General features: G+C 38.9%; 14 protein-coding genes. 8 read left to right on the forward strand and 6 right to left on the reverse strand.

Annotation, left to right across the window (positions count from 1 at the left end; all coding sequences use genetic code 11):
• Positions 1-133: 133 nt before the first annotated feature.
• The 3 genes from ACLKML_RS01665 to ACLKML_RS01675 form a co-directional block, all read right to left on the reverse strand.
• Positions 134-820, reverse strand: a complete 687-nt coding sequence (locus ACLKML_RS01665) for a MaoC family dehydratase (protein WP_413283358.1) — start codon at positions 818-820, stop codon at positions 134-136.
• Positions 821-1,123: 303 nt separating this feature from the next.
• Positions 1,124-2,569 (reverse strand): ATPase RavA stimulator ViaA, encoded by a 1,446-nt coding sequence (gene viaA, locus ACLKML_RS01670; protein WP_413283359.1) that lies wholly within the window; start codon positions 2,567-2,569, stop codon positions 1,124-1,126.
• Positions 2,570-2,578: 9 nt separating this feature from the next.
• On the reverse strand, positions 2,579-4,240 hold the full coding sequence (locus ACLKML_RS01675; protein ID WP_413283360.1) for an ATPase RavA domain-containing protein: 1,662 nt from the start codon (positions 4,238-4,240) through the stop codon (positions 2,579-2,581).
• A 370-nt stretch (positions 4,241-4,610) separates the two neighbouring features.
• Between ACLKML_RS01675 and ACLKML_RS01680 the strand changes: the two genes are divergently transcribed.
• From ACLKML_RS01680 to ACLKML_RS01690, 3 genes are all read left to right on the forward strand, one after another.
• Positions 4,611-5,126 carry an NUDIX hydrolase gene (locus ACLKML_RS01680; RefSeq protein WP_413283361.1) on the forward strand — a complete coding sequence of 172 codons (516 nt, stop codon included), beginning with the start codon at positions 4,611-4,613 and terminating at the stop codon, positions 5,124-5,126.
• Positions 5,127-5,168: 42 nt separating this feature from the next.
• The gene (ltaE, locus tag ACLKML_RS01685) at positions 5,169-6,176 is read left to right on the forward strand and encodes a low-specificity L-threonine aldolase (protein WP_413283715.1); all 1,008 of its coding nucleotides are present in this window, start codon (positions 5,169-5,171) and stop codon (positions 6,174-6,176) included.
• 257 nt (positions 6,177-6,433) lie between these two features.
• A complete protein-coding gene (locus ACLKML_RS01690; protein ID WP_413283362.1) occupies positions 6,434-7,183 on the forward strand; it encodes a TetR/AcrR family transcriptional regulator in 750 nt (249 codons plus the stop codon).
• On the opposite strand, the gene ACLKML_RS01695 is transcribed toward ACLKML_RS01690, so the two are convergent.
• Positions 7,180-8,451 carry a DEAD/DEAH box helicase gene (locus ACLKML_RS01695; RefSeq protein ID WP_413283363.1) on the reverse strand — a complete coding sequence of 424 codons (1,272 nt, stop codon included), beginning with the start codon at positions 8,449-8,451 and terminating at the stop codon, positions 7,180-7,182. The genes ACLKML_RS01690 and ACLKML_RS01695 overlap by 4 nt on opposite strands.
• A 599-nt stretch (positions 8,452-9,050) precedes the next feature.
• Between ACLKML_RS01695 and ACLKML_RS01700 the strand changes: the two genes are divergently transcribed.
• A complete protein-coding gene (locus ACLKML_RS01700; protein WP_413283364.1) occupies positions 9,051-11,405 on the forward strand; it encodes a fatty acid cis/trans isomerase in 2,355 nt (784 codons plus the stop codon).
• Between the two features lie 88 nt (positions 11,406-11,493).
• Here ACLKML_RS01700 and folE read toward each other — a convergent pair whose 3' ends face one another.
• The gene (folE, locus tag ACLKML_RS01705; protein ID WP_317715915.1) at positions 11,494-12,147 is read right to left on the reverse strand and encodes a GTP cyclohydrolase I FolE; all 654 of its coding nucleotides are present in this window, start codon (positions 12,145-12,147) and stop codon (positions 11,494-11,496) included.
• Positions 12,148-12,381: 234 nt separating this feature from the next.
• On the opposite strand from folE, the gene moeA reads away from it, so the two are divergent.
• From moeA to ACLKML_RS01720, 3 genes are all read left to right on the forward strand, one after another.
• Positions 12,382-13,617: a molybdopterin molybdotransferase MoeA gene (gene moeA / locus ACLKML_RS01710; protein ID WP_413283365.1), complete on the forward strand. Its 1,236-nt coding sequence runs from the start codon at positions 12,382-12,384 to the stop codon at positions 13,615-13,617.
• Positions 13,618-13,734: 117 nt separating this feature from the next.
• Positions 13,735-14,481, forward strand: a complete 747-nt coding sequence (moeB, locus tag ACLKML_RS01715) for a molybdopterin-synthase adenylyltransferase MoeB (RefSeq protein ID WP_413283366.1) — start codon at positions 13,735-13,737, stop codon at positions 14,479-14,481.
• 153 nt (positions 14,482-14,634) lie between these two features.
• On the forward strand, positions 14,635-14,826 hold the full coding sequence (locus ACLKML_RS01720) for a hypothetical protein (RefSeq protein ID WP_413283367.1): 192 nt from the start codon (positions 14,635-14,637) through the stop codon (positions 14,824-14,826).
• 11 nt (positions 14,827-14,837) lie between these two features.
• Here the strand turns inward: ACLKML_RS01720 and ACLKML_RS01725 are convergent, their stop codons facing one another.
• Positions 14,838-15,818 carry a sugar-binding transcriptional regulator gene (locus ACLKML_RS01725; RefSeq protein ID WP_413283368.1) on the reverse strand — a complete coding sequence of 327 codons (981 nt, stop codon included), beginning with the start codon at positions 15,816-15,818 and terminating at the stop codon, positions 14,838-14,840.
• A gap of 403 nt (positions 15,819-16,221) precedes the next feature.
• Here ACLKML_RS01725 and tal point away from each other — a divergent pair, with 403 nt between their 5' ends.
• Positions 16,222-17,172, forward strand: a complete 951-nt coding sequence (tal, locus tag ACLKML_RS01730; protein ID WP_413283369.1) for a transaldolase — start codon at positions 16,222-16,224, stop codon at positions 17,170-17,172.
• Positions 17,173-17,257: the final 85 nt, after the last annotated feature.

A 17,257-nucleotide genomic window follows, 5' to 3' on the forward strand; every position in this document is an offset into this window, starting at 1 on the left:
ACCTTAAATTCTGCACATCAAATAGAAAAGCCACCGACAATATAATATTCTCGGTGGCTTATGTATTTGACTTTAACTGTATTTGGATTTAACTATATTCGTATATATCTATGAGATGAACTTAAGTTGTAAATTAAAAATACAACCTAATAACCGAGACGACTACACAACCTGGGCGCCGTACTCCGTCAATTTCAACTTTCAATTCACGTTCAACTTCAACACCCTTTTTGATAGGCGTTACTTTAAGCAATTTACTTCTGGTTCGAATTTGGTTACCCGCTTTAACCGGATAAGGAAAACGTACTTGATTTAAGCCAACGTTAACCACTAAACGTGCTGTAGGAAACATAGGCGTTTCACTATCCACGCTATCGGTCATTTTAGAAAGCATTGATAAGGTTAAAAAACCATGTGCGATGGTCGTTTTAAAAGGGGACTCTTTTTCTGCTCGCTCTGGATCCGTATGTATCCATTGCATATCTTCGGTCACTTTACCGAATGAATTTATACGCTCTTGACTGATATGAGTCCAATCACCGACGTGAATTTCTTCGCCTATTTTATCTTGCATCTCATCTAAAAATGCAATAGCTTCATCACTTAGATCAAAGCTTTCTTGTTCACTCGGTTTAATTTCTTCATTAATTGCAGGAACTAACGCGCTGTCGCGGAACCAATGTAAAATGGAGCTTTGATTGGCCTTGGTCACAAAGTCACTCCAGTAATCTTTAATCACAGGCGACATAAGTTCTTTGATTTCCAAGTGATGCTTGGTCAAAGATTCTCCTCTGTGCTTGAGAATATCAACAACTTTCATATAAACCTCTGCTAGTGGAAGCTCATCATCTGAGCTTATAACCCGCTGATTTTGACCTTGTTCACACTTTCATGCAAATACTTTCGAGCGTACAGCTGTAATCCGAATGTCATATTAAGCTTAAATTTCATGATGTTAGCTAATAAAACATTATTTTATTACACAGCCGAAAAATGCTTTAACAATGTTTTTTTCCTTATTGTTATCCTTGTTTTTATAATAATTGGCTAAAAATAACAGGCTTAAGTGTTAATCAATAACAAATAACCTGACCTTGAGATAAATATCCACAACATTAAGTTGTTACCATTTTTTTAGTAACCTTCCCATCATATTCGGATGATAACGCCAACAGTGATCAAACATAGCCATTAATTGAGGATTACCATATTTTGACAAACTAATCGCGTGAAAACGATTATTCTTTGCTTGTAAAGAACAGACCATATCTAAAACTATTTCAGGCTGAGTAGGCGCAATAAAATCGGATATTACCACCATATCCGCATTACGATATCTGGCAGAGTTCATTAATTCGACCGACTTTATTAGCACCGGTTGTAAATCTGTTCCACCATGAAACTGGTAAGACAAAAAATCACTGACTTCACGCAAACCATCATTCTTAGTTAATTGATATGTAATTTGCTCAGTTGAAAATAAGATAACGTAACAATCTCTTTTTTCTGCTAGTGCTATTTGCATTAATGCATAAGCCATTGCTTTTGCACATTGTTCGGGAAAGCCTGACATAGACCCCGACGCATCGACACAAATAATGAACGGCCCCTTCTCTATTAAAACATGGCTGGCATTTGGTTTTTGAGAAGTGACTTTTTTAAGTTTTCTTGCTTTGCCTTTCACTTTATAGTTCATTAATCTTTTATCAATTAGATGCTTGTAGAAAACCACTTCAAGTTCAGGATAGGCTAAAAACATCGTTTCATTTGGCAACATTCGACTAATATCATCACTCTCATGAATACCGACAATATCATCTGCAGCTTGGTCACTTTTTTCTTCAACTAGTTTTAAATCATCAGCCGCGTTTTTATATAAATCTGGGTTGGTAACGTTGCTAGCCATTTTCCCCAGTTTTTCTGCAATCGCTTTCAATTCTTTGTTGCGCTTTAGAAAATCAGCGTAACGTTTCATTGCAGCAACATCACCTTTTGATAACTTTGCTGCCGCCATATCCCATAAACGACCTAGTTTAGCAATATCACCTTCTTCGGTAACACTTTGCATTTCTTTCATGGTTTCGACACGTTGATAAAGGTCCGCTAAAAATTGTTCTTTATCTGACTCTAGTTGAGCGATTTCAGCCTCTTTTATTGCTTTCGATAAACTTTGATACCACTGTTCACAAAAATAGTGAGCAAACATAGGGTTATGCACCCCTTTATTACGCTCTAATAACTTTCTTGCTTTGGTATGAAACGGCGAGTGCCATTCCAGTTGTTCGACTATTGAACCAATTTTTTGGTAAAACGTATCTTCATCAAAATGAATCACTTCTTGATAGGTGTTTAATTCATTTAATAAACGATCGGTTTCACAGGCTTTGGTGATTTTTCGCTTAATACCATTGCGCCACTTGTTAACTTGATTGTTTACGGAAGCTCGAATTGCTTTATTTTCTGGAATCATAAGCAGTTGAGAGCGGCCAATTAAATCATTTACCGCACTATCTATGATGCCTGATTCGGCCACCATCATAACTAAATTTAAACCATCAGCTCCTAACATAAAACTTCCCTAGGCAAAAAATTGGTCCAAATTGATTATGCGCTGGGTCACCTTGTCACTGTCCCGTTTGACCTCTTCTAACTCATCCATTAACGACTGCAAGCTACTTTCCATTTGAGTCGGTAATTCTGCGTCAATAAAGCTGTGTGGTAATGCGCCATGAAAATCAGAACGTACCTTACGAAAATGATGTTCCGCTTGAGTAAGTTGTTCGACTGCATGTTGTGCACGATCACACCAATCACTATACAGAGCAGGCTCCAATCCGGAAGTGGTAACCAGGCCGACTAATACTGAGCGATTAGCGATATCTTTAATCACTAAACTACCAGAAACATTAATATCAAACCGTAGTCGGCATAAACTAGTATTCTGATTCACATAACCGTAGGCATCTCCCCCACCTTCGCGGATCACCTTTTCCAATTCACCTTTAGCAATATAAATCCAACGGCTATCACCTTTTTCTGATTCACTTACCGACATGTTACTCTGTAACAGAACCAATTTAATTAACCCTCGTGCGCTGCCAACAGTATAATTTTTTGCATTTGATAGGTTGAAGGTATAACCGCCTTTTCGCAAAAGACCCGATGCGCCTTCGCCTTGCAGGGTGATACTAAATTGTGATTCGAGTGTTTGTTGAATGTCGACTAGTCCATCACGGCATGAAACGATACGTTGCTTAATCATATGTTGGTCAAAAGCATAATTGGTGGCAAAGTCTCTTATAACATCATGCACAACTTTGCGTGATTCTGGACTGTGCCATAAACAGTCTTTGAGCAATAAAAGGTCCAATGGGTTTATTGTATCTCTACCATTAAAATACGCGCTAGCTTTCAACAATTTAACTGCTTTTTTCCAACGCCGATCCGAAACGTATAACTCACTGATTGTTGATTCGCTATCCACCGATTGGTCTTTTTCTTCAAGTAAGCGTTTAAGTTCATACAATTTTTCAAAGCACTCGTCGTTTAGCTCAAGTTTGTCAAGCTCGGCCTGCCACAAGTGATATTCTTGATCGGTTATAGTAAGTTCCGTCGGTACACTGGTTTCTTGTTCTGTGCCCACCATCAACATTGCTTTAAAGTTTTGTTTATTTTGAATTCGATTAACAAAAACTCGAACCAACATTCGGTCATAAAGTGCTTCTAGTCCACTGTCTTCATCAGGTAACTCATTCGACGCAGACACAAGCAAGCGCATCGGTACATTCTCTATTTCATTACCATTTTTGAATGTTTTTTCATTTACAACAGTTAATAATGTATTGAGAATGGCCGGCCCTGCTTTCCATATTTCATCCAAAAACACCACTTCTGCTTGAGGTAAATACCCTTCAGTAAGACGAACGTATCGCCCATTGTCTTTCAATTCTTGAATACTTAATGGGCCAAATACTTCTTCTGGTGTTGAAAAGCGCGTCATTAGGTATTCAAAGTAGCTGCTGCGATCAAATGCTTGAATTAGCCGTTTGGCGATTAAACTTTTAGCGATACCAGGAGGCCCTAATAAAAAAACACTCTCTCCAGATAATGCCGCCAGAAGACACAGCTTAATGGTATCCTCTCGTTCATAGACTCCATAAGAAAGGGCTTTAACCAATTTATTTATCCTTTCAGACAATAGCGCTTTTTGTGCATAAGACGTTGTTTGAGACGTTGTCATAGAAAAACCATCGTTGTGACGTATATAGAAAACCGAACAATATTGTTAATATATTGTTATTTTACAGAACGTAGTATCATTAAAGTTATTGTATTGCCTATAATGGCACGGAACAACAACTAAGATTACAGTAAGCATCATGTACAAATGTGTTATTAGTCACCGCGATCTATATATAAACCTAGCTATACATCAATATGTGAAATAAATACGGTGCAAATAATAACAGTAAACAATATTATTATTTTTGAATAGTTTGTTTTCAATATTGGGTACACAGTTTCAAGATTAAGTGCACAGCGCTATGATTCAATAAACTACCTCAGTATTTATTAAGCAATTAAACGCATAAAAATAGAAGAAGATCGCTATGGCACGACTCATTCATCAATGGAAAAATTTATCTCTGGTCGAAACTGAGATTACGTTACCCAATAAAAAGCAGGTATTGCACACAACTATTCAACACCCTGGTGCAGCAGTCATTTTGCCGATCTTTGATAATGGTGAAATTTTACTGCTTAAACAGTATCGACCTTCAATAAATGATTGGTTGTATGAATTTCCTGCTGGTACGGTAGAAAAAGATGAAAGCCCTTTACAATGCGCACACCGAGAATTAGAGGAAGAAACAGGATACAGTGCAGGCTCGTTTAAAGCGCTTGGCGACCTGATTCCATTGGCTGGATTTTGTAACGAGAGACAAACTTTATATGTCGCAACTCAATTACAAAAAACCTCAAGATATGCCTGCGATGACGATGAAGTCATTGAAGTACTGTCCCTTTCAGTTAAGCAACTCGAAAATATGATTGTAGAAGGGTATATTATTGATTCCAAGACGATTGCTTGCCTCTCAAAAGCCAAGCTTTGCGGTTATATTTAATGACTTTTGGCTACAACCAGTCATAGAAAAAAGAGAATAATGATGGATTATCGTTCAGATACAGTTACACAACCGACCGCAGCAATGCGTAATGCGATGGCAAATGCACCAGTAGGCGATGATGTTTATGGCGATGACCCCAGCGTAAATGAACTAGAAAAATGGGCCGCTGAGCGACATGGATTTGAAGCGGCATTATTCACAACATCCGGTACTCAAGCCAATTTGCTAGCACTTATGGCTCACTGCCAACGAGGAGATGAGTATTTATGTGGGCAACAAGCGCATAACTTTAAATACGAAGCGGGCGGTGCCGCGGTATTAGGCTCAATTCAACCTCAACCCATAGAGAACAATCCGGACGGGACGCTTTGCTTCGAGAAGTTGCACTCAGCAATTAAGCCAGATGATTTTCACTTTGCACGCACTCGCTTGCTAAGCCTCGAAAACACCATCAATGGCAAAGTATTACCGCTTAATTACTTGCAACAAGCAAGAGAATTTACGAATTCACATGGGCTACAACTGCATTTAGATGGTGCAAGAGTATACAACGCTGCCGTTGCTTTAGATGTAGATATAACCGAAATCGTAAAATACTTTGATTCAATCACTATCTGTATGTCTAAAGGGTTAGCCGCGCCAATCGGCTCGCTGGTACTTGGCTCAAGTGAATTTATTCTAAGAGCTCGTAGAATACGTAAAATGTTAGGCGGTGGTATGCGACAAGCCGGTATTTTAGCTGCGGCAGCTAAAATTGCCTTAACCGATCAAATTGCTCAATTGTCTACCGATCATGCTAATGCTAAGCGACTGGCTAACGGATTAGTGAATATCAAAGGCTTTTCACTTAAGCCAGAACATGTTCAAACCAACTTGGTATTCGCTAAAGTAGATAACAGCATCAATCTAGAACAAATAGCGCAGTCTTTACAGGCACAAGACATACTCATTACGCCAAGTAACCCCATTAGATTTGCCACACACAAAGATATAACCTCTAGCGATATCGACCAACTACTAAGTCAACTCGAAAAATTGTGTAACTAGGCTTCTCAAGAGGCGTCATTGGTCGTCGCCTCTCTTCTCTACAGCCGTAAGCAAATAACTATTTCTACCAACGACTCTTGGCTAGTCATCTAATTAAGCTGCTCATACTGAGTGACTTAGCCCTTATACCAATTTAACTGCTACCAAGCTCAACTTATTGATAATAACAAGTAACTATACTTTCCAAATGGATAATAAAGTGATGACGACAAAGATTATTTTTACTAAAATACATGCTCAACATTTGAGATAAGATTATGATTTGTAGAAGACAAGGCAAGAGAAGTGCCCAAACGGCAGAAGAGACTAAACACCTAATTTTAGCAACTGCCGGAAAAATGTTTTGCCAATTCGGCTATGAAAAAGTATCACTACGAAATATTAGCGAGTGTGCCGGAGTGTCTCATAGCTTAATACGCCATCACTTTGGTAGCAAAGAGCAAATATGGTATACAGTAAGTGATACGTTAAACGCTTATATGCAAAACTATCTGCAAGCGCTCATCGATCAGTTCCCTGAAGATAAACCAGCACAAGTTGTATTATACAATTTTATTATGAAACTAATGGCGCACATGCTACTTAATCCTGAGCCTTTGCAATTTATAGCTGACGCAGTTAGGCAAGAAGGTAAGTTTTTTGATTACTTTATTGACCAATCTGGCACCTTTGAAACCGCTACTCAAAAGTTAATTTGTGAACACAATAAAACTAATCCAGATCATCAGATAGTGCTTTGGGAAATGAAATGGCAACTAATATATACTGCCCACGCCGCTATTAGTTTAAAACCATTACTAAATAAAGTTTGGCAACCAGAAACCGACAATCAAGATGAAATACTACTCAAGCACTGGTCACTATTTAACCAGCAAATGTCCACAATGCTAAATATAAAATCACAAGATAAGCTTCAGCCAACTAACCTACGTTCGCTTTTATTGCCTATAGCTTGTGATTTTTCCAATTCAGAAGCCTGTAACGAAGAACTCAGAAAATATTCCTAACTGCGCTTTCCTCTTTGACGATGAATATTGAGTTTTGACTTCATTTTGCGTTTCTCTGCAGAACGACTCTGTTTACGCTTCGGTTGGTCATGCTCACTTTCCTCTATCAGACTCGGTTCGTAGCCTTCTAACCACTCTTGCGGTAAACGCTCATCTAGCAAATCTTCTATTGCTTTCAATAAGTATTCTTCATTGCGCGCCAATAGCGATACTGCTTTACCCGTATTGCCAGCTCGTCCTGTACGCCCAATACGATGTATATAATCTTCTGCTTTATATGGCATATCGTAGTTAATAACACATTCAAGTTCATGAATATCGAGCCCACGAGCTGCAACATCAGTAGCGATTAAAGCGCGTATTTTACCGGATTTAAAATCATCTAAGGCTTTTTGTCGTGCTCCTTGGCTTTTATCACCATTAATAGAAGCCGCTTTAATACCATCGAGCTTGAGTTCTTTAACTAATGCATCACTGCCCTGCTTGGTTTTAGTAAAGACCAAAACCTGCTGCCAATTGCGTGAGCCAATTAAATAGGCTAACAGTTCACTTTTACGACTTTTATCGACAGGATAAACAATTTGCGACACCGTAAGTGCGGTGCTGTTACTTGGTGATACTTGCTCTTGTTGTGGGTTGGTCAGTATTTGATGAGCAATTTTTTTTACTCGTTCATGAAAGGTTGCCGAAAAAAACAACGTTTGTCGCTCGGTTGGTAGCAGCTTTAAAATTCTATTTATATCCGGCAGAAACCCCATATCTAACATACGATCCGCTTCATCAAGAACTAAGGTTTCTGTATGGCGTAAATCGACGGTTTTAGTGAAAGCATGATCGAGCAACCGTCCAGGAGTCGCGACTAAAATATCTGCACCGTTTTTTAAATTGTTTCTTTGTACCTGTAAACTGGTTCCACCATACGCGACCACAATCCGTAGATCACAATGCTCGGCATAACTTATCAAGCTATCGAACACTTGCTGCGCTAACTCTCGTGTCGGCACAAGAATCAAGCTTCTTACTCTTCGTTGCGAGGAGTCGTGGGTCGGCTTGGTTTTATGCATCAAGTTGTGAATAATAGGTAAACCATAAGCGGCCGTCTTACCTGTTCCTGTTTGGGCTCCAGCCAAGACATCTTTTCCTTCAAGCACATGAGGAATCGCTTTTTCTTGTATCATTGTTGGTTGTTCGAACCCAAGCTTAGATAAGGTATCAATAAGTGGTTGATCAAGATTTAGATCAGAAAAAGAGAGTTGGGAATTGGACATCTGCGAATAGCTCTTAGAAATTTGGCCTAAGAGTGTAGCAGATATCAAGGATTACTATCAAAATTGATAAAGCGATTTATGCATTTTTATACGTTTTTCCTCTGTTTTTCCCTTAATATCAGCTAGTTCTTAGTGTTTTACTATCTTTACAATGCCTCATCAAAAGCATCGTCATCTAACTCATAATCTGACAAGTCAAAACCAATTTCTAATGCATCTAGTAGTTCTAATCCGTCAGCTTCTAGATATTGTTCATTCATAACGTGTTACCTCTTAGTCGTCTGTGAATAGAGATACCATTGTTATATGACAGTTTTGATATAAAACCTACTATTAATTCAATCTATGGTTAAAAAACCGGCTCTAACTCATAAGAAAACGTTTGCTTTTATCTAATGAAATTACACATTTTAACTCAATAATCGCTTCTATTATGTTGAGTTTAGACTTTCACCTTATAAAAAAGGGCGGCTCCCAAAAATCCCTAAGTTGCCATAATTTGAGGTTATTTACCTCAGATTACTTACATTAACGTTAGATTTTGCGTAGGATTCAGCCTATAACTTTTGAACTATTATCAGATAACATACGGTAAAGATATGAGTCTACGTAAAAGCATTATTATTTTGGGCGTTATAGTCTTTTCTGGCTGCGCAACTTACGCTGGACTCAATTTTGATCAACTATTTGGTGAAGAATCTGTCAGAGAACGTCAAGTACCTTACGGTACTGCGTTAGCAGAGCATTACGTCAATAACGTTAAACCGGTTATTGAACAGCGTTGTGTGGTTTGTCACGCCTGCTACGACTCGCCGTGTCAATATAAGATGTCATCTACGCAAGGCATTGATCGCGGAGCAAGTAAAAATCCGGTTTATAATGGTACTCGATTGGTAGCAAGCACCCCTACTCGTCTATTCGAAGACGCGCAAACTACTCAGCAATGGAGAGACGCGGAATTTCATCCGGTATTAAATGAACGCAACCAAACTCGCCAAGCGAATCTAGAAGCAGGATTAATGGCAAAAATGTTGCTTCAAAAAGAACTTTATCCGTTACCCGAAAAAGATCAATTAGAAGGATTTGATTTTTCTATTTATAGAAATGAGCAATGTCCAACAATAGAAGAACATGCTACTTATCAGAAAGATTACCCTGAATGGGGAATGCCTTATGGCATGCCTAATTTATCAAGCTCTGAGTTCAACACCTTGATGAGTTGGTTGGAGCAAGGTGGTTTAATGCCGAGTGACAAACCAATCTCTGATGAAGAACAGCGACATATTGTTAAATGGGAGGCGTTTCTTAACAAAAGCGATTTAAAAACTCAGCTTAGTGCGCGCTATTTGTACGAACATCTATTTTTATTCCATCTGTATTTTTCTGAAATAGACCAACAACCACGTTTTTTTACACTGGTTAGATCATCTACACCACCAGGCCAACCAGTAAAACGAATATCCACTCGTCGCCCTTATGATCCACCACAGGTAGAGCGAGTTTATTATCGATTGATACCTGAACAGGCCACTATTGTGGATAAAACGCATATGCCATATGCACTCAATCAACAACGTTTTAGCGATTGGGCTAAATGGTTCATCGATACTGAATATAATGTTGATACCATGCCAAGCTATCAGCCAGAAATAGCCGCTAATCCGATGACGGCATTCGTTCAACTTCCAGTTAAAAGTCGGTTTAATTTTTTAGTGGATAACGCTCAAAAAACTATCATGGCGTTTATTAAAGGGCCTGTATGTCGTGGGCAACTTGCACTGAATGTTATTAATGATCGATTTTGGGTATTTTTCATTGATCCAGAAAAAGCCAATGTCCCTGAAATCAATCAATTTTATACTGAACAAAAAGCCAATTTAAAACTACCAGGAGAACAAGAAACCATTATCAATCCTATTACTAATTGGATTTCGTACTCTAAACAACAAGCGGATTATCTTGCAGCAAAATCTGAATTTACCAATAAATGGTTTAATAATGGCGCAAATTTGACCACTGACGTTCTTTGGACTGGAAATAATGTTAACCCGAATGCGGCACTGACTATTTTTAGGCATTTTGACAGCGCTTCAGTAGTTCAGGGGATGGTAGGTACGCAGCCTAAAACGGCTTGGATTATAGATTATGGATTATTAGAGCGTATCCATTATTTACTGGTTGCGGGCTTTGACGTTTATGGCAATTACGGACACCAATTAGTGACTCGACTGTATATGGATTTTTTACGTCTAGAAGGGGAAAGTAACTTTTTGAGCTTGCTGCCCAAAGAGATACGCCACGAAGTGCATCAGTCTTGGTATCAAGATAAAAGTAAGCAGTTAAATGATTTTATGACTCGAAATGTGCAGCCTTTTGATCAACCAAGCCAAGTGCCTTATCAAACAACTGATTATCAAGCTGAGTTATTTGAGATGATTAAAAGTAAATTGTCTCCCGTTCTAGACCAGAGATATGCCATTAATAATACGGGGCTAAAAGCTGAAAACGAAGCGATACTCAGGAAATTTGACCACATTACTGGGATGGATGAAAACGCCCTTCCACAAATCAGCATGATTATGGTTGAGGCACAAAATGGACAGCAACAGCTATTCTCTTTATTAAGAAACAATGCCCATAAAAACATCAGTAGTTTATTCAATGAAGCAGAAACACGAACGCCACTTGAAGATGATTTAACCCTAGTACGAGGTGTAATTGGTAGTTACCCTGCCGCTTTTTGGCATGTAAAGGAAGATGAGATTAGCGAGCTGTATCAAATGCTAAGCGTGATGAGAACAGAGCAAGATTACATCAAATTACTGGATAGGTTTGCGGTACGTCGAAGTTCTAAGCAATTTTGGCCATTTAGTGATGCTCTCCATCAATGGTATCAAGACGATCAGCCAGTAGAATTTGGTTTACTAGATTACAATCGATTTGAAAATCGTTGAGAGTAAATAACCTTCTAGTTGAGAGTAAATAACCTTCTAATTGCATTGAGAGAAATCACTTGTATATGTTCTCTCAATGCTCAAAACACTATTTCAAACCAGATAAAAACTCGTGTCTAGTTGCCGCGTTGGATTTAAAAATCCCACCTAACGCAGTGGTGGTAGTTTCACTGGTTGCATCCATTACACCACGCGATTTAACGCAATAATGAGTCGCATCAATAGTTACTGCCACGTCGTCTGATTGTAACAAGGTTTGCAACGCAACTAATATTTGCTGTGTCATTCGTTCTTGGACTTGAGGTCGTTGAGCAAAAAAACGCACTATACGATTGATTTTGGAAAGACCAATTATTTTCCCTCTTGGTATATATGCTACCGCAGCTTTACCATCAATCGTCACTAAATGATGTTCACAGGTGCTGGTGACGGTAATCTCTTTTACCCGTACCATTTCACTTACGTTCATCTTATTTTCAATAACCGTAATCTTAGGGAAATTCGCATAATCTAAACCAGAAAATAGCTCGTCAACGTACATTTTGGCAATACGTGCAGGTGTTTCTTCAAGACTGTCATCAGATAGGTCTAATGCAAGCAGGTTTAACACTTCACGCATATGGTATTCGATGCGGTCTTTTTTCTCTTCTCGACTCACCTCGTTCGGTAGCATCGGGGTTTCTAAGCCTCTTTTTTCCAGCGCATCCTTTACCAATTTCGCTGATTCACTAATACCCGACATATGCACTCCTACTCACAACTATAATTGCCAATATTTAAGGCTGCTAAGCATACTAGGATTGACGGATATTTAAAGTAAATTTGTCCACTAAGCCGCTCGATAGCAATGCTTCTACTCTATTTACATAGACTTGCCACTTATTTTATAAATTGTGATTTCGACGCTCTATAGACCAATGACGATATGTGGTATGGTTTCGCCCATAAAATTTGCTACTGATAATAAGGATTTACTATGGGATGTTGTGACGCCCCCGGTCTAATGCCAATTGATGATGCGATCGAGCAAATGCTCTCGAGTGTTACGGAAATAAAGACAACTCAGCAACTAGCATTAGAAAATACCGTTGGTTTTGTTTTGGCAGAAGATATTCTATCCCCTATTAACGTTCCGCCTTTTGATAATTCGGCAATGGATGGATACGCAATAAAACGCAATGATTTAGTGGCGACAAACATACTTCAACTGGCTGGTAAATCTTTTGCAGGACAACCTTTTGAAGGGAATTGGCCTACTGGAACGTGTATTCGCATAATGACAGGAGCGAAGATACCACAAGGTTGCGATGCGGTTGTTATGCAAGAGGATACCGTGGTAACTGATAATGGTATTGAATTCAATAATATCGATATCAAAGCTGGCAATAACATCCGCCCTATTGGTGACGACATTAAACGTGGTGATATTGTATTAGCCAAAGGTTCAAGATTGACCCCTAGAGATATCCCAATGATTGCGTCTTTAGGTATCAGTCATCTAACCGTTTTCGATAAACCAAAAGTTGCTTTCTTCTCAACGGGAGATGAATTAATTCCGTTAGGTGAAGAACTTAAACAAGGTCAGATATACGATAGTAATCGTTATGGTTTAAAAATATTACTGGAAAAATTTGGCTGTGAAGGAATTGATTTAGGGATAATTCCTGATGTTCCAGAAAAGTTGCGCGACACATTTAATCACGCCCAACAGATAGCTGACGTGGTCATAACATCTGGTGGTGTCAGTGTGGGTGAAGCCGACTACACCAAAGACATACTTGAGCAACTAGGTTCGGTAAGCTTCTGGAAAATAGCCATAAAACCGGGTAAACCTTTTGCTTTTGGCCGACTAAACGATGCTTGGTTCTGTGGTTTACCAGGCAACCCTGTTTCCGCAGCTCTTACCACTTATGTTTTAGTGCAGCCTATGCTAGCAAAACTGTCAGCAGAATCTAACTGGGCTCCACCACAAAACATCCCTGCAACGACAAAATCTGCGTTCAATAAAAAGCCTGGACGAACGGATTATCAACGGGGAGTTTACACTGTAAAAGATGGCAAGTTTGAAGTGGTTAGCGCCGGTAATCAAAGTTCGGGCGCATTTACGTCAATGAGCGTCGCAAATTGCTTCGTAATTTTAGAGCATGATCGAGGACGAGTAGATATTGGCGACACGGTACAAATTCAACCTTTTAACCATACTCAATATTAATATTTAACCATACTTAACATTAATCAATAGTGACATAAGCGGCAGCGTCTTTTTGACAGAATGCCGCTGTTTTATATGGCTCAGGCTATTTGTCTGTTAAAGTTTAGGAATCAATCAATGGAAATTCTATCCGACCAAGAAATGCTGCGTTACAATCGGCAAATTATCCTGAAAAATTTTGATTTCGAAGGACAAGAGGCGTTAAAACAAGCGTCAGTCTTAATCGTTGGTGCCGGAGGATTAGGCTGTGCATCGAGTCAATATCTTGCGGCAGCGGGGGTTGGACGAATCACTCTGGTTGATTTCGACACCGTTGAGCTCTCTAACCTACAAAGACAAGTTCTGCATACTGACGCCGATATCGGTAAATTAAAAGTTGTGTCCGCCGCTGAAAGCCTAGTTAAGCTTAATCCATACTTAGTAGTCAATACCGTAGTAAAACAACTGAATGATGATGATCTTTTAGCGTTACTAAACAAACACGATATTGTTTTAGATGCGACTGATAATATAGAAACAAGAAATCAACTGAATCGTCTTTGCCAACAATTAAAAACCCCTTTGGTCTCAGGGGCAGCTATTCGTATGGAAGGACAACTATCCGTTTTTACCTATCAAGATGACGAACCTTGCTATGAATGTTTAAGTACTTTGTTTGGTAACACTACTCTTAGTTGTGTAGAAGCCGGAGTCATGTCGCCTGTTGTTGGTATCATAGGTAATATGCAAGCATTAGAAGCGATTAAATTGTTGTCTAACTACGGTCAATATAAAAAAGGGAAATTAATGATATTTGACGCCTTAAACTTGAGCTGGAGAGAGATGAAAATAAACAAAAACCCTAGCTGCCCAATATGCAACTAGAATAGTTGAGCTTTATATGTAAATTTTAAAAAGTCAAAAAACAACTAATAAAGGCTAAAATGAGTGCGAAATGTAATTTTATATTGCATTAGATTTTTTTAATGGCATGCTATACCTTAATAATGATTAATACACAATATATTGAGTGGCGCAGTGACGGAACTTAAAACTTCTCAGTTGAAAAAATATTTTCAATCACAAATTTTCTCCTTTTCCTTCGGGCTAAGTGGACAGCCAAGTACGTCACTTTTAACCGATGAAGAATTGCTTGAGTTACAAAACGCATGGATACAACTCGAAATTTGGAAACAAAATCGGCAGCAAAGCACCAATACCGATTTTTAAGGTTAGTTAAATTATTTCAATTGTTCATCTAGGTTCAAAACCGTTAGAGCATTACTCACACTTGTTGCGATAACATCCACTACCCCAGTACGTAAAGCACCTAATAGTGCCAAAGGCTTACTGTTTTCCGCTGCAATAGCAATAACTTCGGCAATAGGTTTAAATTCTTGCATACTCAAACCTATTACTCTATCGCTCATTACTGTATTCGCTGTTCTGCCTTGAATATCAAAAAAATCATATCCAGCAAAGTCTCCAACAACTCCCTGCTGTAGCCTTGCTTGAACAACTTCGTCAGTGGTAAACCATCCCAAATCCACCATATAATTGTTTTCGCTCATATCGCCAATACCCACTAAAGAGACATCAGCCTTACGTGCAAGATCCAGCGTTTGCTTTACTGTACTATTTTCCATAAACGCTACTTTTTGCTCTCTGGTCTCCGCATAAGCTGGCGCATACAATGTTTCTGAGGTTCCACCATATTTTTTTGCCAATTGTCGACAAATATGATCGGCATTATACATACCACCTCTAGGATGAATACCGCCAATACCACAGACAAATTTGCAATCTCTTGGTGTTATTACACCAACATGATGGGCCACAGCAGACACATTTCTCCCCTGTCCTACTGTCACGACCATCCCATCTTTTAAGGTATTAGACAGATAGTTTGAGACAAGACCTGCCACTTGAGTCCGCTGAGCCTCTTCATTAGCTTGATCTAATGCGATCAACGCTCTTTGCACACCAAACCTTTCCATTAAACGCTGTTCAATTTTAGCACTAAATACGGGGTGATATTTGACGGTAATTTCAACAATCCCTTCATCGCGAGCTTGCTTTAACATTCGTCCTACTTTCGCACGCGAAATCCCGTATTTTCTTGATATTTCTTCTTGTGTTGCGCCATCTTGATAATAAGCAATTGATATTTCAGTAAGAAGATCCGTTTCTTTGTCGACTGTCTGTTGATTTTTACTGTTCATATTTCATCTTGCCCTCATTAAATATTTTCGTTCCATGTTCAATGACCACGTTGAGCCACATCATCATTACAAATAACAAACTGCATTACAAATGATAAGGTAGGTTACAAATGCTCAATGAAAAATCAACCGAATCTAAATGGAAAATGTTGCTTTTAATCGATAGGAAAACGTTTATATCATAAAAACCGGACTAAAAATTGATTAATAGCACTTTTTATCCAACGAACTAATTGACTTTCGATATAAATCAGCTAATTTGGACTCATCAATTCCTCAGCAATACTCCAAATGTTCACGGGGCATTGTTTACAGTTGAAAAGAACAATATTTTAATTATGACACTTATGGTTAACCACACAGTAATTAACCATGTTTTGCCTTACAGAATAGGATGATGGATATGAGTAACAAACTAGAACAACTTCGCAAAATAACCACTGTCGTTGCCGATACAGGTGATATTGAAGCGATTCGTAAATACAAACCAGAAGACGCAACAACTAACCCGTCTCTTATTCTAAAAGCCGCTCAAATTCCACAATATGCACCTCTTATTGAAGATGCAATAAAATACGCTAAATCTCAAAGCACTGACAAAAACCAACAAATTCAAGATACATGTGACCAACTAGCCGTCAATATTGGTAAAGAGATCCTTACTACTATTCCGGGCCGTATATCTACAGAAGTTGATGCACGCCTATCTTATGATACCGAAGGAAGCGTAGCGAAAGCCCGTCAGTTAGTTAAAATGTATAACGATGCAGGCATCACAAATGATCGTATCCTAATCAAACTAGCTTCTACGTGGGAAGGAATCTGTGCTGCAGAAATTCTTGAAAAAGAAGGCATTAACTGTAACCTAACCCTACTATTTTCTTTTGCCCAAGCTCGTGCGTGTGCTGAAGCTGGTGCTTTCCTTATCTCTCCTTTTGTCGGTCGCATCATGGACTGGTACAAAGCGAAAGAAGGTCGTGATTTTGAAGCCCAAGAAGATCCAGGCGTTCTGTCGGTAACAAAAATCTATAACTACTACAAAGAATATGGCTACGACACGGTTGTTATGGGTGCAAGCTTCCGTAATATTGGTGAAATTCTAGAAATTGCCGGTTGCGACCGTTTAACGATTGCTCCACAACTACTGCAAGAACTTGAAGACGCACAAGGCGAAGTAGTAGAAAAACTGGTTGAAGTAACCAATGTTAACACTCGTCCTGACCGTATGACAAAAGCCGAGTTCTTATGGGAACATAACCAAGATCCAATGGCAGTTGAAAAACTGGCTGAAGGTATACGCAACTTTGCAGTTGACCAAGGTAAGCTAGAACAGATGATAGCTGAGAAGCTTTAGTCTTCACCACTATTTCAAAGTGCTCCTTCTATATAAGGGGCACCATTTTTATCCAGGCGATAAAATAGAACCCTATCTTTTTAAA

The organism is Vibrio sp. MA40-2, assembly GCF_047302445.1.
Taxonomy (GTDB): domain Bacteria; phylum Pseudomonadota; class Gammaproteobacteria; order Enterobacterales; family Vibrionaceae; genus Vibrio.

Excerpts from the sequence above, each read along its gene's own strand:
- ACLKML_RS01725 (WP_413283368.1), bottom strand. The coding sequence starts at position 15,818 with ATGAACAGTAAAAATCAACAGACAGTCGACAAAGAAACGGATCTTCTT.
- moeA (WP_413283365.1), top strand. The coding sequence starts at position 12,382 with ATGGGATGTTGTGACGCCCCCGGTCTAATGCCAATTGATGATGCGATC.
- moeB (WP_413283366.1), top strand. The coding sequence starts at position 13,735 with ATGGAAATTCTATCCGACCAAGAAATGCTGCGTTACAATCGGCAAATT.
- ACLKML_RS01680 (WP_413283361.1), top strand. The coding sequence starts at position 4,611 with ATGGCACGACTCATTCATCAATGGAAAAATTTATCTCTGGTCGAAACT.
- ACLKML_RS01665 (WP_413283358.1), bottom strand. The coding sequence starts at position 820 with ATGAAAGTTGTTGATATTCTCAAGCACAGAGGAGAATCTTTGACCAAG.
- tal (WP_413283369.1), top strand. The coding sequence starts at position 16,222 with ATGAGTAACAAACTAGAACAACTTCGCAAAATAACCACTGTCGTTGCC.
- ACLKML_RS01675 (WP_413283360.1), bottom strand. The coding sequence starts at position 4,240 with ATGACAACGTCTCAAACAACGTCTTATGCACAAAAAGCGCTATTGTCT.
- folE (WP_317715915.1), bottom strand. The coding sequence starts at position 12,147 with ATGTCGGGTATTAGTGAATCAGCGAAATTGGTAAAGGATGCGCTGGAA.
- viaA (WP_413283359.1), bottom strand. The coding sequence starts at position 2,569 with ATGTTAGGAGCTGATGGTTTAAATTTAGTTATGATGGTGGCCGAATCA.
- ltaE (WP_413283715.1), top strand. The coding sequence starts at position 5,169 with ATGGATTATCGTTCAGATACAGTTACACAACCGACCGCAGCAATGCGT.
- ACLKML_RS01700 (WP_413283364.1), top strand. The coding sequence starts at position 9,051 with ATGAGTCTACGTAAAAGCATTATTATTTTGGGCGTTATAGTCTTTTCT.
- ACLKML_RS01695 (WP_413283363.1), bottom strand. The coding sequence starts at position 8,451 with ATGTCCAATTCCCAACTCTCTTTTTCTGATCTAAATCTTGATCAACCA.
- ACLKML_RS01690 (WP_413283362.1), top strand. The coding sequence starts at position 6,434 with ATGATTTGTAGAAGACAAGGCAAGAGAAGTGCCCAAACGGCAGAAGAG.